This window comes from Streptomyces sp. NPDC026515 (assembly GCF_055567595.1).
This window is the reverse complement of the sequence record NZ_JBVHQD010000002.1, coordinates 435,498-457,665: the sequence shown is the minus strand read 5'-3', so window position 1 is coordinate 457,665 and position 22,168 is coordinate 435,498. Positions and strand designations below refer to the sequence as shown.

The following is a 22,168-nucleotide window of genomic DNA, read 5'->3' as shown; positions in this document are numbered from 1 at the left end:
GGTCGTTCGTACAGTGGCGCGCTCCACCTGGACGCCATGAACCACGCCCGCTCCACGGTGTGTGGGTCGACGGCAGACGGGATGGGAGCTGGGGAGTGGTGGGTTGAGGCAGAGGTGCTGGTGACGGGTCAAAAGGCCAGATCAAGGATGCTCTGCACTGCAAGCCCAAGAGCGACGCAGAAGAGACCGAGCACCTGCTCATGCAAGCCACGAATCGTCGCCTGTTTTGCTTCCTCATCGAGGGCAGTGATGCGAGCCTGGAGGTCACCACTAAACCTCTGATCTTCCTTCTCTCGGGCCTTTGTTTCCTTCACCAGGTCGTGTTGCACGTCTTGGGTCAACCTGTGCACACGGTTCAGGCGGTCTTCGATCGCAGCCTTGAAGGCGTCGAGGTCCTGAGTAGGGTCAGGCAACGGCCCGAACTGGACGATGCCCTGAGCACTTCCGGCGAAGTTGAGTTCGACGGCCGTATCGAGGGTGCCATACACCGTTGTCGGTCGCGGACGTCCGAAGAGACGACGCGAAAGCTTCTTAGCGCCAGCCCAGACCTGTCGGGCCACCTCATGTTCAGTCCGCAGCACGCGGGCGATGAAGCGATCGCCCGGGGCCGAGGAGTCCTTGAAGGTGTTGAACAGGCCGACTGCTGCTGCAACCAAACCGAGAACTTGAAGCACGATGCTGGAGATCGTGAGTACAGTTTTGAGCACCTGGCCATCTTCAGTGCCGGTCGATGATCGGATGTACCGATCGCGAAAACTGTCGTTCAAGTCCCGATGCGCTGTACAGGCGCGCTGTCAAGCCCCCGACTCACGTCTGACACCAGTAGCTGACACCAACAGGCCCGAACGGCAGCGGTCAGCGCCGAACCTCGGTGGACGAACAGCCGAGGACCGTGACCGATAGACCCGCATCACCGACTCCCCATGATCGACCGGATAAGGATGAGGCCAGACCTCAAAGCTTGGCCTAGACGGGCGCCAGCCGCATCATCGGCAGGCGCCCGCCGCTCTTGTGCAAGCAGCTCCGGTCCAAAGCTGGTCTTGGCCGCACGGTAGCGTGCCGCGTCACAACACTTGACCTGGAGGTATGTATGGCTACCTACGAAGAGCACGAGCGAGCTGCCATCGAACTCCTGGCACCGCTAAGAGGCGCCATGGTTGGGGCAGCCCAGCCGGACTATCGTTTGCAGATGGCCCAAGTGGAGGCGCTTCTGGCTCTTGCCGCGGCCATTGCCGGTCGTCACCAGGAGGGCGGCATGCCGGGGTAGCCGCCGACCGCGAACGGCCCTGAATACCCCTCCGACGTGCCCGAGAGACGTCAGCAAGCATCGTTCCCATAGTCTTCTGCATCGAGGGGGCCATGGCCGTGCCACATCCGTGCCAGAACGGACGGGGACTCACGGGGAATCGCGGTTTCCCAGGCTGCGCACGGCCCTAAGCCGCCCAAGGCCGGGATTCCCAGGTCAGGCCCAGAGGCCCCCAACCTCGCTCCTAAAGCGGGTGTCGGTCGCCTCGTTGTCCTGGTCTTTGTCCAGTGCACCCATGGCCACCACCGTTCATGGACGTACGTGCACCCCGTCTGACCTGCCCCGCGAACCCCAGCGAACACCCCCGGACGGCCGCGCGGACAGTTGGAAAGCGTGCACCAGTGCTGACGCTGGCATACGAGCCGTTCCGATTCTCTGCCCCACTGTCAGACTGGCGCTGTACGGTCCGCTCCATGGCTGAGAGTCCTACGACGAACTGGCGTAACTGCATAGCTAAAGAAGCCGAGGAGCTGGCCGCCGGCGCCCTGGACCCTGAGTGCGCGTGTATGGCGGGACTGTTCCCCGAAGAACTGCTTAGGTCGACCGATGCGGTCCTCGACACCTTCGAGAGCGAGCTTCCCGGGCTGGGTGAGGCAGACGACGCACAGATCTTCGGTGTCGTGGAGCGCGTCGTCCTGGCCCTGAACGCCGTGAACGAAGCCCACGACGAGAGCGGCTACGAAACCGATGAGCGCGAGCAACTGTGCCTGTTCATCGACCAATCGCTCACCGAGCACGGCGTCGACATCGTCGCGCTGACCGCCCGGCATGGACTCGGCCGCTACCAGATCACGGACAAGTGGCGGAAGTGGTAACGCCGCTCGCCGACGCTACCTGCTGAGGATCGGCTTCCTGACACAGCACCGCTCCCGCACCCCAGGCGCACCAGATCGAGCGGGGAACCGCGGGGAACTGCGGTGAAAGCGGCCAGACCCGGCGAGACCGCATCGCGGCCGTTGGCCCAGGTCAGTGCACGAACGAGCCGTAAATGCCCGCAGCTTCCCAAGCTGATTGCCGTGGGCGCAGGGCCAGACAACCGGCACAACCCAAAGGTGCAAACTGGCGCCCCTGCTCACCGTGGCCACGTCAGAATCGGTTTCATGGGGCGTTGCGCTGGTGTGACACGGCAAGGGCAAGCATGCCGCAATTCTGCGGGCTGGAACGGCTTCTGCCACCTACACGGCGGTGGCGGGCGAAGTCGGGCACCCAGGCCCGGCCGACCTCCGGCACCCGTAGGTGTGACGCACGGTTTGGGACCTCAGCGCCTGAGGCGGCGGAGAGGCTGGTGGTGGAGGCTGCGGTATCTCTGCGTGAGCTGGTTCGAAGCGCTGTGCAGCGCTATCGGTCGGCGCCGGCGGGGTTAGAGGCTGTAGCGGAGCTTCGGCGGCTGGGCCGTCTCTGGGCCGTCCGAGGTTGCTCAACAGTGGCCGGTGACGACCAACGACGGCGGCCAAGCGTACGAGGCCTTCGAGCTCGTTTCCGTCACCGTAGATGGCAAGTCGCATCCAGTCCGCCGGAGTAGCCGGAAGGACGGCTAGCTCTTCAGCGGGAGCCTCGGTGACGAGGTGCAACGAGGCGAGCAGGTGTCGCCGGCGTACACCTTCCGCGTCTTGGTTCAGCAACACGGACACATACGGCACCTCGATCTCGCTCAACCGACCAAGGACTTCACGGCTGAACTTTGGTACGGCGATTGCGGTATCCGGCATATGAACGTTCTGGACCACCTGTCTGGGCCGCGACAGTCGCGAGTGGCCGAACTGGCCGCAACCGACCCATCACCAAGTGTTCAGGTGGCATATCCAGGCTGGACGTTTCCCAAGGGAGGCGTGGCCTTCGTGTGGGTGTCGGAACGGGAGATGCGCGCGGTCACTGGTCGACAGAAGTGATCACATTCGGTCAAGAAGGAGGGTGGTCTACTCCTTTTGTCTGCCCTAAGTCTGACGGAGCGTGAGGGGTTGTCGGTCCCGTGCGGCTACTGTGTGTGCGGTAGTTGGCCGAAAGCACGGGGGTGCAGAGGCCGTCTCATCGTGTGATGCGCCAATGCGCCTGGAAGCCAAGGAACCGACGTGCGATACGAGATCGACCTTCTCTCGATCGAGGAGGAGCTCAAGGGCAGCGACGCCACAACCGTTTGGCGTGGCAGTGGGTGCAGATGCCGCCGGGTGCAGATTGCCGCTGGGGGTGCCTGACCGTGGTGTGGCTCGACGAGTACGAACGCCGGGCGAGACTCATACCGGGACTGCTGGCGATCTTTCCATTGGCGATCCTTCTCTCGGTGCTGAACTTGCGCCAACTCCCTACGGTCTCTTACGCCATGGGCGCGGCGGCCGTCATCGGTATGCCCGTAATAGTGGCCGACATAGTTCGTCAGCGTGGCCGGAAGACCGAGAAGACCCTTTGGGCCAGCTGGGGCGGCCCGCCAACTACGGCCTGGTTGAGGCTGCGGGATTCCTCGGACAACGAGGTGCAGCGGGACCTCTGGCGCAAGGCAGTTGCGGAAGTTTCTGGCGTAGAGCTTCTGAGCCTACGGGCTGAGCGTGCGAATCCATCGCGAGCCGACCAGGCGATTGCAACCGCCGTCGGCCAGGTGCGGGATCTCACACGGGACACCGCGAAGTTCAAGCTGTTGTTCAACGAGAACCGTAACTACGGGTTTGCGCGCAACTTGTACGGAGTTCGCTGGATTGGTCGTGGCATCAGCCTCGGCGGAGTCATGGTTGTAGGCGCCTACATGGCATGGGTGTCGCTTGGGCGGCACCAGGACGGCATTACAGCCGAGAGCCTGTTCGGCGTGGCTTCGTGCCTCGCATTCTTTGTCTACTGGTGTGTTTGGCCGTCTCCAGGACGGGTGCGAGAAGCGGCCAACAAATACGCCCAGCAACTGTTGCAGTCTGCGGTCACTTTGAAGGGTGAAGCTCATGCGGCTGCGTCGAATCCGAACGCGTAAGTGTGCATGACCTTGAACGGAGTAGTGGAACACTCGTGATGAAGATTCATTTCCTAAATGTGGGGCACGGAGACTGCACGATCGTGGAGTTGCCCTCGGGTAGAATCATGATGATCGACATAAACAATTCCAAGAGCCTGCCCGAAGCGGATGAAGAGGCATTGGCCGAGAGTAGCGGGGTATCGCTTTATGATTTCCGCTACCGCCGATCTCAGCTTGTCAAAGGAGAGTTTCGCTCCTGGGAAGACTACTACAAGTCCTTGCTGGTCGACCCAGCTGACTACTTTAAGGACAACTTCTCGGGCAAGAGCCTCTTTCGCTACATCCAGACACATCCCGACATGGACCACATGAGCGGCCTGCATCGCCTCTTCTGGCAAGACAAAGTTACTGTTGAAAATTTCTGGGATGTAGACCACGACAAGGAGTTGGAGGAGTCTGGATTCGACAAGAGCAAGTATGCGTATGTCGACTGGCTGGTGTACAAGTGTCTGCGCGGCGGAGTTGGTCCGGACGACACTAAGCAAAAGGTGCTGAATAACCTGCGAGGGGCTTCAGCTCAATACTGGGCTGATGACAACATCGAGATCCTGTCGCCAACGCAAGAGCTGATCGACGGCTGTTCTGTAAGCGGCAGCTACAACGACTGTTCCTACGTTCTGAAGCTCACGCACGCCGGCCGTACGGTGATCCTGCCGGGCGATGCCGAATCGGCAGCTTGGAAGTCAATGTTGGACAACCCTGGGGAAGACGCGATCAAGTGCGACATCCTCAAGGCATCGCACCATGGCCGGGAATCCGGCTATCACGAGGAGGCCGTCGAGGCCATGTCACCGGAGGTCGTGATCTGCTCGGTCGGCAAGAAACCCGGGACCGACGCCTCCGACGAGTACAAGGGCCACGGTGCCAAGGTGCTCTCAACCCGGTACAACGGCACTATTACCGTCAAGATTTGGGATGACGGCGACGTGTGGGTGCAGAATCACAAGGGGGAGGACATTCACACGATCGACTAGTAGGGCAAGCTGAAGCCAGACAGGTGGATATCTGAGGGAGGGATCTTGCAACGACAATCCGTCGCCTCAAGTAACGTTTCTTCTGTGGGCTATGCCCTTGAAGGTTCGATTCTTGAAGTTGGGTTCCATAGTGGAACCGTGTATCAATACTACGGTGTTCCGCAGTCGGTATATACCGCATTCGTGAATGCTCCAAGCAAAGGCCGCTACCACGCTCGCTTCATCAGAGACAGGTATCGTTTTCGGCGAGTGGCGTGAAGGGGCTACTCGCTCCCTGCTTCTCGACCAAGGGCGCGAAGGTAGTGACGTCGATGTGAGCGATGACCACGAGGAAGAGCTACGCAGTCTCGTCAGCCACTTGGGCGCCGGCATCCGTGACACGCACTACCAACTCGCGTACGACGCGGCCGCGAATGTCTGCTCAGGCACCTTGGACATGATCCCCATAGACCTCCACGACGCCGTACACGTGGCGGTCATCGCCGGATACGCAGCCGCACTAAGCGACCTGGAGGAGGGCAAGCTGGACGACCAGGTTCGAGAACGGTCCGAGATCATCGAGTGAGAATCCGAGTCGCAAGCCGTCTCAGTTTCCGTCTCATTCCGCACGGTTCACGGTCGTTCAGGCGAAACCTGGAGCCGTTTCCACGCCAGTTGGCAACCGTCGATGAACGCAGGTGAACGGCCCCGTCCGAGGCCCTCAAGACCACCACCACAGTTGGAAAGCGTGCGCCCCTGAGCAACCTCCTTGGGCCGCCGTGCACCGCTGCGCACTGCAGTGCGCCTTCCGCAGAGGAGATGCGCCCGGTAATCCTGCACTGGTCCGCACGACCGTCGAGACCGAGGGTGGGAGACGTGGCTCGTACGCAGTCCAGGTGTGGAGCGCTCACGGCAAAGGGCACCCGGTGTCAGCGGCTGGCGATGATCGGTGCGTCGCGATGCAACCTGCACCGTGGCGAGTGGTCGCCGTACACCATCGAGAAGCGCAAGGAAGCCGAACGCAAGGCGAAGGCACGCAAGCGTCGCAAGTGACCCCAGCGGCTGTGATGTGACATCCAACGCTGACATCAACGACAGCGGACAGCGACGGGGCGGTCGGTCTGTCACGGCTGCGGCGCCCCGCGCAGCCCGGGTGGACTGGCGGTCGGATCGAACTCCTAATGCGGTGTTCTGAGAGCGCCGACGCCTCCATCACTTGCGGTCGCTACGCTCGGATTCGTGAGCGATGCCGACCGAGTCATAGCGAATCACCGAGTGCACGTCGTACCTGTTGTGCTGGCTCTGGCCAACCCGCCGTGGCAGCGGGATGTGTGGCTCGACCCGTCGGCGTTCGAAGACCTGGCCCATGTCTTCCACACACTCTTCGACGACTTCTGCGACGCTGACGAGCCAGAGCGGTACCTCGGCGTCAGCCTACGAAGTGACGAAGAGGTCGTCCTGATGAGAGAACTCGGTGCCGCGCTCAACGCCGCGGCGGCCGAGGCGCCCCACGACACCGACGCGGAGTACCTCCGGGCATCTGCCTGGCCAGAGGTCGTGGCCATCGCCGGACGCCTCGCTCAAGTCATGGTCGCGAACGACCTAAGGGAACTTGCCGCATTGCTTGGCGACGCGGCCGCGCCAGACCCGTGCCAGATCGGGCGGGGAACCACGGGGAACAGCGGGGAGCAGGCCGGCGGAGACTGAGGCCCCGACACGGCATCGCCACAGGTCGGTTAGGCGACCTCCCGTAAACGCCCTTAGCTTCCCAAGCTGAGGGCTCCGGCATCGTCGTCACGGGTCGGCCGTCGTGGCCTGCTCTGGTCGACGGCATCGCCTGCGGGGACGTCGTGGCCACCCAGCCCGACGAGGAAGGTGTGTGGTGGGCCGGCGACGTGGTCCGGCGTTCGGAGAACTGCACCATCCGCCTCATCGTCCTCCGAGACGGCGGTTCGGGAGCAGCACGGCAGAGCGTGATCAACGCGTTCCACAGACTCGGCGTCGACGGCGAGGGCATCGAGAGGTTTCGGATGGTTGCCCTGGACGTCCCGCCTACCGCTGATCTCGCCAAGGTGCAGAGGCTGCTTCGGCACGGGGTGACCAAAGAGTGGTGGCACATGGAAGAGGGCTGCATCAGGCGAGCCGCTTCCGTCGGCTGACGCCGTTCAGCGTGCCCATGGCTGGGCCGTCTCTGGGCCGTCCGAGGACGCTCGACAGTCGCCAATGACGACCAACGACGATTACCAGGCGCACGAGCCCACGGCCCCTGAGCAGCGAAAACCCGGCTCACCAAGATCCCCGACAACACCCAGGGCAAGAAGAAGTGAGCGCACGAGCAAGTCTTGCCCACGACGACCCTCACCGGGCGAGTGGGATCATCCATGGATGGCAGACATACGGCTCCCCCGTGGTTGGACTCTTCAGCAGATCCGCGATGTCTCGGGGGACCGAGAAGCTGCCGCCCTGGATCCCGATCGGCCAGTGCAGTGGGTCAGCGTCGGCGAGACCCACAAGATGTCACACCCGGAGATCGTTCTGGGTTTCCACAGCCTGTGTCTCGTGAAGCTTGTCGACGACGACTGGTACATGGGCAGCCTGTACGACGACGGCAGCGTCGACTGCTGGACCGCCTATGGCGACCTGTACGAGGCGCTACGGGGCCTCTAGAAGCCTTGCTCCGTGTGCGCGGCCCGGCTGAGTGTCCAACTGCGTGACAACCACGGCGCACAACCGAGAACACCCGCGTACGCCAACGCACCATCAGCGCAGGTGAGAGGCTCAACAGCCCAAGGACAGTGACCGTCCCAAGTGGCTTCGGGACGGAGAGGTCGCTCAGTTAGGGTGCGCTCCATGACCAACGACGCCCCGGCCTGTCCAGAGTGCCACCGGCCTATGGAATCTGGCGGCCTGGTTCTCTCAAAGCGAGAGGACGACGGCCGACGTACCTGCCGGGCATTGTGGCGGTGCGCGGACCGGCACACGTGGTGGCGGTGGGCGGACCGGCCGGACGATCCGTTGGAGATCTGCCCAGTTCCGAAGCTCTTTCGCTGACATCCAACTCTGACATCAACAGGGCCGGACAGCGCGTACAGCAGCGCCCTCGGGCGGCCGTCGGACCAGCCGTCGACGGCCCCAGGGGCGGGCGTAGATCGAACTCCTAAAGCGGTGCTCCCCCTGATCCCCCGCAAGCAGCCCGGAACCGTTGAGGTCAACGGTCAATCTTGAATCGCCGCATGGCAATTGTGGCTTGACGCAACCTGACTGTGAAATCCTGACTACGGGCCACTTTATCGATGCCTTGAGCTCTGTTCCCCCGGAGAGTCGCTCGGTATTCGCGATCCAGGAGATTCGTCATTGCCCCCAAGAGGGCATCCGTCAGATGCTCAGTTCTCACGTTCAGGAGATCGCTTTGGGTGGGCCGCCTCAAACGCGTCAGAGTGAATGAACTCATGTATGCAAGGTGATGTCGCCAGTTCTCTGCCGTATCGCCGAGTAGTGGGCGATCTTCGGCATAATAAGCAAGAAACTCTCCGACGCGCACATGTACATCGAGTACCAACCTGTAGAGGTCTAGATCACTCTCAGCCGAGAAGACTTTATAGTAGTGGGAATCATCTAGTAGCAGCGTCTCCGAGTACTTGAGTGCAGTATGTGGTTCCCCCACAACAAATGCTGTGTATTCTCGGACAAGTCGCGACATGGAAACGACTTGTTCAAGCGGGAACCCCAAGTTCTTGTAGTAATTCGCCCGCCGCTCATAGTAGTAGCCGTCTCGCGCCAACGACTCCTCGATGTCTTTCTGAATCTTCTCGGTAGCACGTAGAGCCCCCGGCGGTAGCTGAGTCTGGCTGTTAGTCGCGCGGATGATGACATCTCTGGCGCGCCCAGAAGTCGGTGGAACCATGACCCTAACAAGGACTGAGCGATTGTTATGCTGTCCGGCGTGCTGGAAGTGGTTGAATATCTCGTGGCTCGTCTGGAGACCATTCACGATTTGAGGGTCCCTGATTACGATCTTCTTACCCGCAATCCTAACTTCTTCCGCGACGATGGTCACGCCGTTATTGAACCACCAGAAGTCTTCGCGATGGCTAGACTTCAGCGTCTCTCCAATGGCGGTATTTACCGATGTACGTCCCGCATAGTCTCGAACATTCGACTCGAACAGTTCTAGACGCAGTGCCCCGTTTTCCGAAGTGATGAACTTGTAGTATTCGTCAAGGCGTACCAGGCAAACATAGCCTTCGCCAAGTGACGTACTCATAGGCGTCTCGGTGAACACCATTTCGGATACGACCACGGCACCGCGAGCCGACAACGCCCTGAGTTCTGCGGCACCCAAATACTCGACTGCACATTTTGTTTGAGACGCAACCTTAGCCAACTCGCGAGCAAGCCTGGTCCCTTTCGCGCGGACGTTAGGATGCGGATGCTCTGCGGATCGGGTGGCATAAATGACGCGGATTGACACCTCAGGGAAGGAAGATGCAAGAGCTTCTAGGACATTAAGAAACCGGCCGGTGCGATCCAAAAGCTTTGCATTTGTCGATTCAGAGAGCTGCTTGAGATCGCGATCCATGTCGAGCAACAAGGGCAAGTGATAATGCAATTTCTCGAATGCAGTCTCCTGATATCCAGGAGACGTCTTTGCCTGTAGAATGACTAGCTCAATCTTGTTGGCTCGAACGGTTACGTGCCGTTCAATATTTGCTGAGACATAGCGGTCGTCGACAAAAACCCAAAGGCCGTCAACGCCGCAGTCGTGTGATCCATCAACGATGCCATCTCTAAGCTCATCAATGTCGAGATCCAGGTCCTGCAATGCCGTACTCGCCGCAAAATAGTTAAAGAAATCATCCATCTTCTGGTTCGGCGCAAGCCTACGTCGTTGATCTTCAAGAATGCGGTCGAGGAGTCGTTGATCGTTGCTCTTTACAGCCATCTGCAGGCCCCCAGTGATCTCTGCGACTACGCAAGCTCTCATCTTGACGATGAGTCACATCGGTGGCAAGACTTCGGGTCAGGGCTCGACGCCCCGACCCGAGATTCGAACTCCTGTTACGTCTCGTGCGCATACTCATGCTTCAAGCGTTACCGCGAAGGGTTGAAGGGCAGCATCGTGGTGACCATCCTTTACGTACTCAGACTCAGTCCCGAATGGATCGGCTACTCCATCGCGCTCGCGCGTCTCAGGGAACCTCAGGGAGACAATCAGCAGTCACCTGCGCTCGCGGCCCTCTGCGGTGAGGCCGACTGCAACCCTGCCAGATCGTGCGGGAACACCGGGGAACGCAAGCTGCGAGCGTCAAACGTCGACACCGTTACGCCGCAGGTCAGCCCGGCAACCGCCGTTAAGAAGCCCAAGCTTCCCAAGCTAAAGGGTCAAGGCACGCCTCGACGGGGAGCCCTGGTGCGCACGGCCAGCAGACCCCAGTTACGAGTGAGTCACGACGCCGCATCTGCGGCTCACTACCCGCCATGATTCCTGATCATGGAATGGATCTCGCTTGCGATCACCCTCGCTGCGGCGTTGGCCGCATCGGGTATCGCGATATGGCAGGTACGCACACAGCGAGTCCGACAGGTCGAGGACTTCTACGTTGCTCGCTACTGGTCGCTGCTGGATCGCCTGTCGACTCGCGCCCTTCGCGGAGTTGACGCTGACACCTTGAGTGAGCAGGAAGAGGCAGCGATCCGGCTGTACTTTCGCCTCAGCGAGGACGAGGCCGATCTGCGGGCCCAAGGTTGGGTTTCCGATGACACCTGGCGGTTTTGGGGCGCCGCCATCCACTCTCAGATGCACCGTCCGCCATTCGACCGGCTCTGGACGGAGACCGTCCAAGATTCGGATGCCGGGCGTGACTACGAGTTCAGGCATCTGCGCGAGCTCTGGCACGACACCGCCTACGATCCCGCGCCGAGTCGTACCTTCCGAAGGTGGCTACGCCGCAGCCCGTGGCGTCGGCCGGCGTCAGCACGCCGCTCGACGCTTCCCCGCACCACAACCGCACCAGTTCGAGCGGGGAACAGCGGGGAACCACGGTGACACCGGCCGAGCCTCACGAGGCCGCACCTCGGGCATTCGTGCAGGTCAAGTGCCGAACCGCTCTCTTATGACCGCAGATTCCCAAGCTGGGGTTCTCGCGTGCGATCAAGCACGCCTCTCGTTGCACAACAATCGAACATGCTTGTCTGCCGCGTCGTCCGGGCTGCGGCGCTGGGGCGCCGGTCCCGGCCGAGCGGCAGACGAGAGAGCTGACGTACGACAAAAGGCCCCGCACATCGGCCGCCGGGAGAGATGGCGATGTGCGGGGCCAGCCCGGCCGGTCGCAGGAGCCTGCCAGCACTGCGGCCAACCGGAGTTTCATCGACCGACGAGATCAGACCGCTGACGCACTCCGGCCCATCGTGCGCCTCGGCGTCGGCAATACGTCGGAACTTGCCTCTGCCTCCGTCGCGAGGCCGACGAGGATCAGTTCAGCCAGCATCGCGGCCGTCTCCGGCCGGATGGCGCCAAGGTGTACCAGGCCGTCACCAGCAACATTCACGTCTGCCGCAAGGCCGGGGAAGTCCGTCTCCAGGCCCAGGGCTGACAGTTGTGTGGCCAATGCCCCTGCGCCGCGTCGAGCCTGAACCCAACCACGAACGTACGGAACTCCGGACATCAGGTCTTCGGCGCGCTTGGCGACGACTCCCCGTCGGTCGGTCATGGCTCAGTCCCTTCCTGCGCGAAGTTCGGTGGCTCGGGCGCCGCTCTTCTCACATCGCTCGCCGCCCGTTGCCAGGGCCAGCCGCAGCAACTCAGCCAATCGCTCCGCGGTGGCCGGCGTCACCCGGCCGAGTTCGACCAAGCCGTACCCGAAGGCATTCAAGTCGGCACGCAGGTAGGGGAAGTCCTTCTCCATTCCTGCACGGATCAAGGCGTCTCGTAGAGCGGTCGTGCCATTGCGAGCGGCGTACCAGCCGTCGCTTTCCAGAGGCGACCAGGTAGCAGCGTCATGCCGGTCCGTGGTGTCATCCGGCATCCGCCGCGCTCCCCTCGATTGCACTCCAAGTCAAGGCAGCAGCGGACGGGTAGCGCTCGCCGTAGCGGTCTACCCGAGCAAGCAGTTCTGCGGAGGCTACGAGCATCGTGGCCAATGCGACCGGGCGGAGCGGGTTGGCCATCGGTCGGCGGATCGGGGCGCGGAGCCATTCATAACGGTCGCCGGGCATGGGCATGGGGCCAGGTACAACGACCACCGATCCCCCGCTGAGGTAGCGGTACACGGGTGGAGTCCCCTCTTCGCGTTCGAGGTAGTGAGCGAAGTCCTCCCGGCTCTTCGAGCCGAGAAAGAAGCCCACCCGCTGGCTCCCGTGATCGAGCACCGTCGGGCCGAACGGAAGGCCGCGCCGCAGCAGTTGATCGAACGTCTCCATGCCGACCCGCTGCCCGACGGTCACCATGTCGAAGAGGCGGCCGGCCGGGACCATGTAGGGCGACCGAGGATCGTCCGCCCAGGTGGCCCGGCAGTCCGCCGGATCATCGGCGGCAGCGGAGAGCCATTCGACGCCCCTCCTCGTCATCCTCTGCACGTCATCTCACCTCGGTCAGAACCGGAGACAGTTGCGGCTGCGACGCCGCCTTGTGTCCAGAGTCGGGGTCAACGTCGTGGCCAGGGCAGATGACGAGAGGTGACGGGGGATGACGTGTCACGCGTCGGCGCGTCACCCCCCGTCATGCACCCAACGACGCCCGGCATTCGCTTACTTGCAGCGCAAGATGATGAACACCGCGTACATTCGGTCGTAAGGTCAGAGAACCGTGCGCCCCGCAAGTCGCGCCCGTTCACAGGTGGGGAAGGAATGGTCACGTCTTCGCTGGAGTCGGCCAGCGTTCGCTTACGGCAAGCCCGCGTGACCCGAGGCTGGAGCCAGCCACGGTTGGTCAGAGAGTTACGGCAAGCTGCCATGCGTCGTGGCCATCAGCTCCCGTCCGACGCGAGCGTGAAGCGCCGGATCGCCAGCTGGGAGAACGGGCACAGCGTGCCGGACGACTTCTACGGTCCGCTACTGTGCGAGGTCTACGACCTCAGCCCCGTCGAGCTGGGGCTGAACCACGAGGGCGAGCGGGACACAGGCCTCTTGGACGCCAGCTATCCGGAGAGCCCCGAAGGCGCAATCGAGACCGTCGGTCAGTTGTGGCGCGCCGATCTCAACCGGTACGAGCCTCTGCTACAGGCCGAGCCGTCCGAGCCTGCCTGGAACGAGGCCTCGCTTCGATGGTTGGTCGCGCCCGAGCCGGCCGTTCCTCAGCAACGTCGGGACGGCATGCGTGTCGGGCTCGGAGATGTGGCCGCCATCAAGACCACCGCGGACATGTTCGCCCAGTTGGACGACCGGTTCGGCGGCGACCACGCGCGCCATGCAGCTGTGCAATACCTCAGCACCGAGGTAACACCACTCCTCCACGGGCAGTACAACGAGCAGGTTGGCCAGGCCCTCTTCTCCACCGTGGCGGAGGCGACGCTCCTGGCCGGTTGGATGTCCTACGATGCCTGTCGCCACGGCTTGGCACAGAGGTACTTCCTCCAAGCTCTCCGGTTGGCCCAGGACGCCAATGACCGCCGGCTCGCCGGAAGCATTCTGTCCGCCATGAGCCATCAGGCGACGTTCCTCGGCCGATACACGCAGGGCGCGACGCTCGCCCGTGCTGCGCTCATGGGTATCTCTCCCGTGGCCACGCCCACGCTCCGCGCTCAGTTCCACGCCATGGAGGCACGCGCGCTTGCCCGGACCGGAGACGTTCGGGCCTGTGAAGCCGCCTTGAGCGCGGCTACGAAGGCGCTGGAAGGCCGGAATAACGACGACGAGCCCGAGTGGATCAGCTATTTCGACGAAGCCGAGCTTGCAGCAGAGGCCGCCCACTGCTTCCGTGACGTCAACAGCGCCCGGCAAGCCGTCGCCCATGCCGAGAACGCCATGAGCGGCAGCCACGTACGAAGCGACTTCTTCGCAACCATGGTCCTCGCCGACGCCCACCTACGCGCCGGTGACGTCGAGGAGGCTTGCCGCGTGGCACTCGACGCGCTGGACCTCGGCGAGCAGCTCAAATCGGCGCGGTGTGTCAGCTATCTCGCCGAGTTCCGGCAGAACCTCACCCCGAGCGGCAACAGCGCGGACGTGCAGACGTTTACCGAGCAGGTCAGGGAGCACAGGCTGTGGGTAGCCGCAGCCCCACGAGCGGCAGTCTGACTTTCACCCGGATCGCCCAGCAAGGAGAAAGGATCCGTTCATGGGTGACCTGCTGACTCCCATCATTTCGGCTGCTTCGGCCCTGCTGGGCGTTGGCCTGACCGGCACCATCAGTGCTCGCTCCGATAAGCGTAAAGACAAAGCTCTTGAGAGACAGCAGTTGCACCAGGAATCCGTTCAGGAGCGCACTCACAAACGCGAGCTCCATGCGGAACACAAGAAATGGCTGCGCGAGCAAAGATTGGCCGCGTACCAGTCGCTACTGACTGCCATGACCCAAGCACGTGAGGCAAATTGGCAATATTTCAACGTGCTGCAATCGACGTCCTCGCCCTCGCCCGACGCCCAGGAGAGGAGGACCGCAGCACGACAAGCACGTAGCGTGGCCAGTCAAGCAAGCCACACTGTTCAGTTGGAGGGTCCCGAACCGGTCTCTGCCGTTGCTGTCCGCTGCCTGGCAATCGTGGAGCTTGAGTACGAACGTGTTGCCACTCTCGTAGAGGGCACACTCACTAACAATCTGAGCCAGCAACGTGAGGCCGACATACGGGCGGAATTCAGGGAAGGCGATCAGGAGTACAAGGACGTGATGGATCTGTTCGTTGAGACCGCAAGAGGAGCACTCGGCGAGATCCTGGCCGTCGACTAGAACGGGCCCCATTCGTCTCGCCCGTCTCCGGTACGAATGGACCGCACCCGCCGCGCGAATTCCGCGGCAGCTGAGTCGCTGGTCGTGACCTGGTGGCCGAGCCACGCGACCATCATCAATTCGCGGAGGTCCGCGAGAGTCCCGTATCCGGGCCAGTTCATCACGTCGAAGCCGTACCGGTGGACGAACTCCGCGTACTCCGCCTCTGAGTGCCAGCCGTACCGGTCGTAGAACATCGCCGTCTGGATCAGGTCCCACTCGCGCGGAGCAAGAGCGAAACCGTCCAGGTCGATGAGCACAGCGCGTCCATCCCGGTGGCGAAGGATGTTCCCGATGCTCGCGTCACCGTGGATCATGCCGAAGGGGAGGACGAAGTCCAGTCGGTCGTACTCCTTGGCCAGACGTGCCGCTCGTTCGTCCAGGAACGTCCGGTCCTCGGCCGCGATGCCGTCGAGGCCCTCCAAAGAGGCCGCCAGCTTTGCCAGCGGGTCGAAGTACGGGAGGCGGAGGGATTCGGGTTCCTCAAGCCAGTGGAGGTGCCTCAGGAGATCAGCCAGTTCAGCGACCGACGCGTACTCCACTCGGTCTTGGACACTCTCCCAGAAGGTCACCACCAGGCCGCCGACGACCAGCGGTTGCGTGACCGATGCCGGCATGCGCATAGCCGGGAAGTCCTGTGTCTCCAGCCACCGTGCCACACTCACGGCCCGGTCCATGTCCGCAAGGACAGATCGATCACGCGCGATGCGGACTATGACGGGTAACGAGGTGAGCCGGTAGACCGCGTTCGAGCCAAGGCGCAGCAACTCGGCGCCGCGAGAGTCGAGTCCGACCGTCGCGCAGGCCTCTTGGAGTACGGGCTCCAAGCCCTCCGCCGTGAACTCCGTGCCGCCGCCGTCCGGTCCCCCGCTGCTGCCCGAGATCATGCTTTGACCATACGGGCCGGACGGACCACCCGACAGGCCGCCCACGTAATAGGGGCGTAATGATCTTCATCAGCGGAGACCAGGACCGCACCTCCGCCGCAGGTCAGCGCCCCAAAAGCGCAACGGTCCCTGATGGCCTCCGGAGCCGTGTGCGCAGGTTCGAATCCTGCCAGGCACTCGAGCCTGCCGCCCGGCGACCGAACTGAAGATCCCAGATCTACCGGGACAACGAAAACGCCGCACACCTGCTGATCGAGTGCTTCAGCCGCCGCCCCGTGGCGCCGGCCGTCGTGTGAGTCGGCAGAGTTGCGTGCCCGGTCACGCCCATGGGCATCCGCCTCCCCCTCCCCGCACTGGCCTGGTGCTCGCTGGAGCGAGCAGTGTGCGCTCGAACCGTGGGTAAGCACGGGTCCGTGCGTTGCGGTGAGTTTCGCGGGGCAGTACGCGTACTGGTTCGCGGTATTGGAGGTGAGCTCGGTCCAGGGCGGAGACCGGGCTGGGGGCGCGGTCGGAGGCGAGGCGCGCTGCATGTGGCGGAAGCGGACGCGAAATCCTCACGGGCTTGCCCTGCACGGCCGGCACCGGTCGACGGGGCCGAGATCCGTACCGCCGCCCAGGCGGGCGACTGACGGTGACGGTGGCCTTCGGTCGGGGCGGAGGACTTGTCCCGGTCTGATGGACCCGGACAGGCCCAGCGCCTTCGGCCGAAAGGCACCGGTCGCTCAGCCGCCGACAAGCGCGACGAGCTTGATGAAGACCAGGTTGGGATCGGCGGTGAGGTCGACGACTTCCTCGAGGTCCACGACCTGGCGATCGCCGGCCAGGATGAAGAAGCCGTTGGCCAGGAAGGCTCGCTCGGCGATCTCGGCCTGGCGCTCCCAGTCGATGCGGCGGGGCTCGCGGAGTCGGTAGCCGTTCAGCTCCGTCTCGGCGTCGTCGGGGCGGACGAGGCCGTTGAAGCGGCTGGTCGGGCGGGCGTTGTGCCGGGCGACCTCCTCGCGGACCCGGAGCCTGATGAGCTCCTGCACGGTCATCCGTTCGGGCAGCCCGGAGACCTCCCAGTCGGTGAGCGGCTTGCCCGTCGCGGTTTCGTCCCGGAATGTCACGGTGGCCATCAGGCACCTCGCTTGATCTGCATGAGGATGGACTCGTCGGTTATCTCGGTGTCGGCGGCCAGCAGGAAGGCCTTGCTGAGGATCAGTGAGAGGCGGTCGTCCTCGAACGGCAGGAACACCTTGCCGTCCCCCGGGCGCCGCGCCGGGACGATGCACAGGTAGCTGTCGTTTGGTTCCATCAGGATGTTGGCCGAGCCCAGGTGGATCTTGTACGCGCGCAGGTCGCCGCGTACGAGCAGGAAGCGGCCGTCCAGCGTGCATCGGTCGGCGATCTTCAGGCGCGGGAGGATCCGGTCCAGGACGTCGCGGCGGGCCTGGGCGCTCTCCGTCAGCTCGGCGAATCCCGCCCGCTGCCAGTAGGTGCGCCCGGGGCCGCCGTCGGTCCAGGCCGGGTCGGCGGCGATCGAGGTCACGCCGACGAAGAGATCGACGTCCCGCATCACCTCGCTGAACACCAGTGGGGGCACGTCGGCGAGCGGTGCCTCGCGCCAGGCGCCCTGCACCCGGCGGTCGAAGCGCACCTGGTCGGTCGAGGCCAGTTCGTCGTCACCCGCCCAGTCGGCCCAGGTGTGGAAGAAGCGGACCCGCCACTCCCCCGCCGCAAGGGTGCGCTCGGCCTCGTCGCCGTCCCCGCCGTCCCAGGGGCCGAGCAGGTCACTCTTCCATCCCCGGGCCCGGAACAGGGCGAACATCTTGCGGTAGTGGACGAGGTGCGCGGCGAAGCGGTTGGAGTAGACGCGGGTCTGCTCCTCGGCCGGGGTGAGCAGGTAGATCTCGCGGAACGCCTGCTTGAAGGGCTGGCGGATGCGCTGTTCGATGAGCAGGTCGCGCCAGGCCCGTACGGTGTCCGGCTCGGAGCGGATGGGGTGCCACAGCCGCACGGAGACGTCGTCGGGCGCGTCGGGAAGGACTCCGGCTGTCTCGGGCAGAACGGCCCGCCACTCGCCGGGTGTGACCTCGATCTCCCAGATCAGCCGGCGTACGAGGGTCCGGGCGAGCGGGTGTCCGGCCAGCTCGGTGCGCCACCAGCCGTACGGGTGAACGGCGTCGACGGTGAAGCCGCCTTCCAACGCGCGTACGAGGGTGATGAGTTGGGCGTTCACCCGCTTCACCAGCTCGCGCAGCTCCTTGACGAGGGCCGCGTGGTCGCGGCGGACCGGCGCCGGGACGGTGCGCAGCGGGCGGCCGTCCTTCTCCCAGGTCAGCGTGGCGGTGTCGGTGACCGTGACGACCGCCTCGTAGTCGCCGGCCGTCCGGCGCAGGACGCCACCCGCGGCGGAGCCGCTGATGGATGCGGTGTCGAACTCCAGCCTCGGCAGCCGTAGCGCCACGTCGGTGCGCTCGGCCAGGGCCGCGTCGACCTTCTTGAGCATCTTGTCGAGCTGCTTGGGCACCCCGGCGTGCCGGACGGTCCGGCGTACGGTGCGGATCGCGGTCACCAGCTCGGGCGTCGGGTAGTCCTGCGCGGCGCGGACCACCTCGTACAGCAGGGCCTGCGAAGGAAGCGTCTTCGCCGGTGTGGGGGCGAGGGCGAGGCCGGGCAGCAGCCGCTCGAACAGCTCCGGCAGCCAGGGCTCGTCGCGCAGCAGGGCAACCCGCAGGGCCTGTCCGAGCGAGGTGATCTCCCGGTCCGTGAACGCCTTGTCCGCCTGGTAGGGGATCGCGCCCGCCCGGATCGCGTCGGTGCGGTCGGCCGCCGCTTCCAGCGCGCGGCGGGCGAACACCACGTAAGCGGGGTTGTCGGCCGGCCTGCGCCACGCCTCCGCCTGCGGCGAGACGAACCTGCTGTCCCGGTCGGTCTGGGACAGCAGTGTCCGTTCGGCCGGGGTGAGGCCGGCCACGACGGCGATCTCGTCCGCGACGATGGGGCCCACATCACGGGAGAGTCGCTCCACGGCCGTGCGCAGTGTCCCGTCGTCGGCGAGTCCCGCGACCGCGAGCAGCGCGTACGGCTGTCGTACCGTGTCCTTCTCCAGCCAGAACCCGACCAGGGCGCGGGCGGGTTCGGAGACGTCGGGCAGCGGCCCTGTGCAGCGTTCCAGCGCGTCCAGGCCTCGGGTGAGGTCCGCCCAGCCCTGCTCCTCACACCTTTCGGCGAGTGCCTCGAACAGACGGCGGCACGCCTCGGGCGTATATCGCGGCCGCCGTTCCCGTGCGGCGTCCTCGACCGCGAAGCGGACCCTCGTCACCGCGGGCGTGGCCGCGGTCCCCACCCGGTAGGCCGCCACGAGCAGACTGCCGAGTTCCTCCTCGGAGATCTGGGCCAGATCCTGGTTGCTGTCCTGGTCCTCAAGTGTGAAGTCCGGGTCGGTCAGCGCGCTCATCAGCCGGGCTGCGAGGTCCATCAGGCCCCTCTCCTGATCTGGCGGAGGATGGTGTTGTCGGTGATCTTCGTGTCGGCGGCCAGCATGAATGCCTTGCTGAGGATGAGGGAGAGCCGCTCGTCCTCGAACGGCAGGAACACCTTGCCGTCCCCCGGGCGCCGGGCCGGAACGATGCACAGGTAGGCATCGTCAGGTTCCATCAGGATGTTGGCCGAGCCAAGGTGGATCTTGTACGTCCGCAGATTGCCGCGGACCAGCAGGAAGCGGCCATCGAGCGTGCACCGGTCGGCGATCTTCAGGCGTGGGACGATCCGTTCCAGCGCCTCGCGGCGGACCTCGGCGCTCGCCGTCAGGGCTCCGAACGTGGCCGTCCGCCAGTACGCGGCGTGGCGGTCCTCGCCCCGGTCGGTCCAGTCGGGATCGGCGGCGATCGAGGTCACGCCGACGAAGAGATCGACGTCCCGCATCGCCTCGCTGAACACCAGAGGGGGTACCTCTGCCAGCGGAACCTCCCGCCAGCGCCGGCCGTCCCGCTGTTCGAAGCGGACCTGGTCCGTCGCGGCGTGCTCGGGCTCGTAGCCGCCGTCGTCGTCCGCGACGGGCTCGTGGTGGAAGCAGGCCCGCCACTCACCGTCGCCGAACTCGGCCCGCGCCGTCCCGTGGTAGCCGCCGTCGTACCGGCCGAGGAAGTTGGCCTGCCAGCCGCGTTCCTTGAACAGCGCGTAGAGCCGGCGGTAGTGGACGATGTGGGCGGCGAACCGGTTGGAGTAGACACCGGTCTCCTCCTCCGCGGGGGTGAGCAGGTAGATCTCCCGGAAGGCCTGTTTGAACGGCTGTCGCAGCCGCTCGGCGACGAGCCGTTCCCGCCACGCCCTGATGTCGTCCGCCGACGCCCGGATCGGATGCCACAACCGGACCCGCTCGGGCCGGCCGGGCGGCCCGGCCATCGGTGCCGTCGCATGCCACTCGTCGTCCGCGTCCCCGGCGTTCTGGAACTCCCAGATCAGCCCGCGGACGAGAACCCCGGTGACCGGATGGTCACGGTAGTGGCGGCACCACTCGTCGTACGGCCACTCGCGCCCGGCCGACATCAGCGCCTCGAGCCGGGCCCGCTCACCCGCCAGTGTCCCCCGTACCTCCTTGGCCAGGGCCTTCACTTCCCGGAGCTCGTCCGGGAAGCCGTCCTTCACCGCGGCCGGAGCGGTGCGGGAACTCCCCCCGTCGGGGCGCGTGAAGGTGAGCCGCACGGTTGCCGCGTCCTCGATCGCCAGCCGCACCCGGTGGCCGCCCAGCTCGTGTTCCAGCGAACCGTTCTGTGCCAGTCCGTGGTCCGGCACGCTGCGCTCGATGAGCTGCTCCGCCGTGATGCCCTGTTTCCCGGCCGCCGTCACCAGCGCGGTGTCGAGCTGCTTGCGCAGAGCCCGGTGCTCGATCCTGGACCGCAGCCGCCACAGGGCTTCAAGGGAGGCCGGGTCGCCGGTCTCGGCCAGCGCGTTGATCGCCGCGCCCGCGAGCTTGAGGTCCTCGACCACGCCGGTTCCGGGTCCGCCGGTCCGCAGCGCCAGCGCACCAAGGTGCCGCACCGCTGCCGAACCCCCGGTCAGCGCGGCCGCCCAGACGACGCCACGCGCCAGGTCGCCGTCGTTCTGGTGGACGACGTAGTGGTAGTGGTAGCCGTCAGGGAGCCAGGCGGTGTGCGCACCGCTTCCGGTGCTGCACAGCGGATCGTCCTCGGCCAGCGCGCGCAGGACGTCCGCCACCAGGTCCCGGGCCGACGCCGCGTCCGCGAGTTCCAGGCACGTCCGCCGCCATCTCTGGGTGGGACGCGGCCCCGACAGGCTCGCCACGTGCCGTACGAAGTCCGCCAGTTCCCGGGTCGGTGAGGTGTTCGCGCGCTCGCGCAGGGAGGTGGCCCAGGGGGCGTACGGCGGGATGAGCTTCTCGGGGATGTGCGCCTCGTCCGCGCTCGCGAGCAGTGCCCGCAGGCGCTGGGCGAGCGACGTACGCAGGCGCGCCTCGACGGTGGAGTCCATCAGTTCCGTGTGTGCGTGCCGCAGCGCGGGCATGACCGCACGGCGGCCGTCGGCGTCGAGCTGGTCGGCGGCGTTCAGCGCCGGCCCCAGCGAACGGGCGAACCGGTAGCCCCTGTCCCCTTCGGTGACGCGGAGCAGCATCACCGCGACCTCGTCGGGCGTCCAGCCGCTCACCCGCGAGATCAAGGCCCCGATCTCGACGTCGTACTCCCACACGCTCGTGTCGTCGAAGCAGGCGGCCAGCATGAGGCACAGGACCGCAGCCCTTCCCTCGTCGTCGGCGCAAGCCGCGAGCCGGGTGTCGATCTCGGCCTGGGTCGCCGCGCCAAACGCCCTGGACCGCCGGAACTCGTGTCCCATGTTCCGCCGGAACTGCGCCCGTTGACGTTCCAGGAGGTCGACGAGCCAGCGGACACGGTCAAGTGCGGCGGACCGCACCTCGTCCAGCGAGTCGTTCCTACGAGATCCGGCCACCAAGGCTTCGTACAGCATGACGGGATGATGGCAGGGGGGACTGACAATGCGATCAACTCAAAGCGCGGCACTGGCCCTCCTGACGAACGTCGACGCCCCTTGGCACGGTGCCAGGAGTGCGAGGGTGGCGTGGGCGCCGGGTGGGCCTTCGACACGCCGTCC

At 64.8% G+C, this 22,168-nt stretch carries 19 protein-coding genes and 1 pseudogene; 11 read left to right on the top strand and 9 right to left on the bottom strand.

The window, feature by feature from the left end:
• Positions 1-128: 128 nt before the first annotated feature.
• Positions 129-767, bottom strand: coding sequence for a hypothetical protein (locus ACZ4O3_RS05535; RefSeq protein WP_467721263.1), 639 nt, complete (start codon positions 765-767; stop codon positions 129-131).
• A 323-nt stretch (positions 768-1,090) separates the two neighbouring features.
• On the opposite strand from ACZ4O3_RS05535, the gene ACZ4O3_RS05530 reads away from it, so the two are divergent.
• From ACZ4O3_RS05530 to ACZ4O3_RS05495, 8 genes and pseudogenes are all read left to right on the top strand, one after another.
• Entirely contained in the window at positions 1,091-1,267 is a 177-nt protein-coding gene (locus ACZ4O3_RS05530; protein ID WP_467721262.1) for a hypothetical protein, read from the top strand.
• A gap of 452 nt (positions 1,268-1,719) precedes the next feature.
• Positions 1,720-2,121, top strand: a complete 402-nt coding sequence (locus ACZ4O3_RS05525) for a hypothetical protein (RefSeq protein WP_467721261.1) — start codon at positions 1,720-1,722, stop codon at positions 2,119-2,121.
• A 1,379-nt stretch (positions 2,122-3,500) separates the two neighbouring features.
• A complete protein-coding gene (locus ACZ4O3_RS05520; RefSeq protein WP_467721259.1) occupies positions 3,501-4,256 on the top strand; it encodes a hypothetical protein in 756 nt (251 codons plus the stop codon).
• 107 nt (positions 4,257-4,363) lie between these two features.
• Positions 4,364-5,272 (top strand): ComEC/Rec2 family competence protein, encoded by a 909-nt coding sequence (locus tag ACZ4O3_RS05515; RefSeq protein WP_467721258.1) that lies wholly within the window; start codon positions 4,364-4,366, stop codon positions 5,270-5,272.
• Between the two features lie 84 nt (positions 5,273-5,356).
• Complete coding sequence (locus ACZ4O3_RS05510; protein WP_362170175.1) at positions 5,357-5,530, top strand: KTSC domain-containing protein; 174 nt, start codon at positions 5,357-5,359, stop codon at positions 5,528-5,530.
• A complete protein-coding gene (locus tag ACZ4O3_RS05505) occupies positions 5,460-5,837 on the top strand; it encodes a hypothetical protein (protein ID WP_467721329.1) in 378 nt (125 codons plus the stop codon). The genes ACZ4O3_RS05510 and ACZ4O3_RS05505 overlap by 71 nt, the downstream gene beginning before the upstream one ends.
• A 653-nt stretch (positions 5,838-6,490) precedes the next feature.
• Complete coding sequence (locus ACZ4O3_RS05500) at positions 6,491-6,958, top strand: SCO4402 family protein (protein ID WP_467721256.1); 468 nt, start codon at positions 6,491-6,493, stop codon at positions 6,956-6,958.
• 107 nt (positions 6,959-7,065) lie between these two features.
• Positions 7,066-7,410 (top strand): annotated as a pseudogene (locus ACZ4O3_RS05495) (DUF4265 domain-containing protein); the annotation flags it as partial.
• A gap of 1,049 nt (positions 7,411-8,459) precedes the next feature.
• Here ACZ4O3_RS05495 and ACZ4O3_RS05490 read toward each other — a convergent pair.
• The gene (locus ACZ4O3_RS05490; RefSeq protein ID WP_467721255.1) at positions 8,460-10,193 is read right to left on the bottom strand and encodes an AIPR family protein; all 1,734 of its coding nucleotides are present in this window, start codon (positions 10,191-10,193) and stop codon (positions 8,460-8,462) included.
• 549 nt (positions 10,194-10,742) lie between these two features.
• Between ACZ4O3_RS05490 and ACZ4O3_RS05485 the strand changes: the two genes are divergently transcribed.
• Positions 10,743-11,297: a hypothetical protein gene (locus ACZ4O3_RS05485; protein WP_467721254.1), complete on the top strand. Its 555-nt coding sequence runs from the start codon at positions 10,743-10,745 to the stop codon at positions 11,295-11,297.
• Positions 11,298-11,631: 334 nt separating this feature from the next.
• On the opposite strand, the gene ACZ4O3_RS05480 is transcribed toward ACZ4O3_RS05485, so the two are convergent.
• Genes ACZ4O3_RS05480 through ACZ4O3_RS05470 form a run of 3 tightly spaced genes read right to left on the bottom strand, consistent with a single transcriptional unit; the run spans position 11,632 to position 12,817 of the window.
• Complete coding sequence (locus ACZ4O3_RS05480) at positions 11,632-11,961, bottom strand: hypothetical protein (protein ID WP_467721253.1); 330 nt, start codon at positions 11,959-11,961, stop codon at positions 11,632-11,634.
• A gap of 3 nt (positions 11,962-11,964) precedes the next feature.
• Positions 11,965-12,276, bottom strand: coding sequence for a hypothetical protein (locus tag ACZ4O3_RS05475; RefSeq protein ID WP_467721252.1), 312 nt, complete (start codon positions 12,274-12,276; stop codon positions 11,965-11,967).
• Entirely contained in the window at positions 12,266-12,817 is a 552-nt protein-coding gene (locus ACZ4O3_RS05470) for a bifunctional DNA primase/polymerase (protein ID WP_467721325.1), read from the bottom strand. The genes ACZ4O3_RS05475 and ACZ4O3_RS05470 overlap by 11 nt, the downstream gene beginning before the upstream one ends.
• Before the next feature lie 420 nt (positions 12,818-13,237).
• Between ACZ4O3_RS05470 and ACZ4O3_RS05465 the strand changes: the two genes are divergently transcribed.
• Together ACZ4O3_RS05465 and ACZ4O3_RS05460 are read left to right on the top strand one after the other, a co-directional pair.
• On the top strand, positions 13,238-14,485 hold the full coding sequence (locus ACZ4O3_RS05465; protein ID WP_467721251.1) for a hypothetical protein: 1,248 nt from the start codon (positions 13,238-13,240) through the stop codon (positions 14,483-14,485).
• 40 nt (positions 14,486-14,525) lie between these two features.
• Positions 14,526-15,134, top strand: coding sequence for a hypothetical protein (locus tag ACZ4O3_RS05460; RefSeq protein WP_467721250.1), 609 nt, complete (start codon positions 14,526-14,528; stop codon positions 15,132-15,134).
• On the opposite strand, the gene ACZ4O3_RS05455 is transcribed toward ACZ4O3_RS05460, so the two are convergent.
• The 4 genes from ACZ4O3_RS05455 to ACZ4O3_RS05440 form a co-directional block, all read right to left on the bottom strand.
• Positions 15,131-16,060, bottom strand: a complete 930-nt coding sequence (locus ACZ4O3_RS05455; protein ID WP_467721249.1) for a phosphotransferase — start codon at positions 16,058-16,060, stop codon at positions 15,131-15,133. The two genes, ACZ4O3_RS05460 and ACZ4O3_RS05455, sit on opposite strands and share 4 nt — an antisense overlap.
• A gap of 722 nt (positions 16,061-16,782) precedes the next feature.
• Positions 16,783-17,175, bottom strand: a complete 393-nt coding sequence (locus ACZ4O3_RS05450; RefSeq protein WP_362719497.1) for a hypothetical protein — start codon at positions 17,173-17,175, stop codon at positions 16,783-16,785.
• A complete protein-coding gene (locus tag ACZ4O3_RS05445) occupies positions 17,175-19,520 on the bottom strand; it encodes a DUF4132 domain-containing protein (protein WP_467721248.1) in 2,346 nt (781 codons plus the stop codon). The genes ACZ4O3_RS05450 and ACZ4O3_RS05445 overlap by 1 nt, the downstream gene beginning before the upstream one ends.
• Positions 19,520-22,024 carry a DUF4132 domain-containing protein gene (locus ACZ4O3_RS05440; RefSeq protein ID WP_467721247.1) on the bottom strand — a complete coding sequence of 835 codons (2,505 nt, stop codon included), beginning with the start codon at positions 22,022-22,024 and terminating at the stop codon, positions 19,520-19,522. Before ACZ4O3_RS05440 ends, ACZ4O3_RS05445 begins: the two co-directional genes overlap by 1 nt.
• Positions 22,025-22,168 lie beyond the last annotated feature (144 nt).

Excerpts from the sequence above, each read along its gene's own strand:
- ACZ4O3_RS05530 (WP_467721262.1), top strand. The coding sequence starts at position 1,091 with ATGGCTACCTACGAAGAGCACGAGCGAGCTGCCATCGAACTCCTGGCA.
- ACZ4O3_RS05525 (WP_467721261.1), top strand. The coding sequence starts at position 1,720 with ATGGCTGAGAGTCCTACGACGAACTGGCGTAACTGCATAGCTAAAGAA.
- ACZ4O3_RS05515 (WP_467721258.1), top strand. The coding sequence starts at position 4,364 with ATGATGATCGACATAAACAATTCCAAGAGCCTGCCCGAAGCGGATGAA.
- ACZ4O3_RS05505 (WP_467721329.1), top strand. The coding sequence starts at position 5,460 with ATGCTCCAAGCAAAGGCCGCTACCACGCTCGCTTCATCAGAGACAGGT.
- ACZ4O3_RS05490 (WP_467721255.1), bottom strand. The coding sequence starts at position 10,193 with ATGGCTGTAAAGAGCAACGATCAACGACTCCTCGACCGCATTCTTGAA.
- ACZ4O3_RS05485 (WP_467721254.1), top strand. The coding sequence starts at position 10,743 with ATGGAATGGATCTCGCTTGCGATCACCCTCGCTGCGGCGTTGGCCGCA.
- ACZ4O3_RS05480 (WP_467721253.1), bottom strand. The coding sequence starts at position 11,961 with ATGACCGACCGACGGGGAGTCGTCGCCAAGCGCGCCGAAGACCTGATG.
- ACZ4O3_RS05475 (WP_467721252.1), bottom strand. The coding sequence starts at position 12,276 with ATGCCGGATGACACCACGGACCGGCATGACGCTGCTACCTGGTCGCCT.
- ACZ4O3_RS05470 (WP_467721325.1), bottom strand. The coding sequence starts at position 12,817 with ATGACGAGGAGGGGCGTCGAATGGCTCTCCGCTGCCGCCGATGATCCG.
- ACZ4O3_RS05460 (WP_467721250.1), top strand. The coding sequence starts at position 14,526 with ATGGGTGACCTGCTGACTCCCATCATTTCGGCTGCTTCGGCCCTGCTG.
- ACZ4O3_RS05455 (WP_467721249.1), bottom strand. The coding sequence starts at position 16,060 with ATGATCTCGGGCAGCAGCGGGGGACCGGACGGCGGCGGCACGGAGTTC.
- ACZ4O3_RS05450 (WP_362719497.1), bottom strand. The coding sequence starts at position 17,175 with ATGGCCACCGTGACATTCCGGGACGAAACCGCGACGGGCAAGCCGCTC.
- ACZ4O3_RS05445 (WP_467721248.1), bottom strand. The coding sequence starts at position 19,520 with ATGGACCTCGCAGCCCGGCTGATGAGCGCGCTGACCGACCCGGACTTC.
- ACZ4O3_RS05440 (WP_467721247.1), bottom strand. The coding sequence starts at position 22,024 with ATGCTGTACGAAGCCTTGGTGGCCGGATCTCGTAGGAACGACTCGCTG.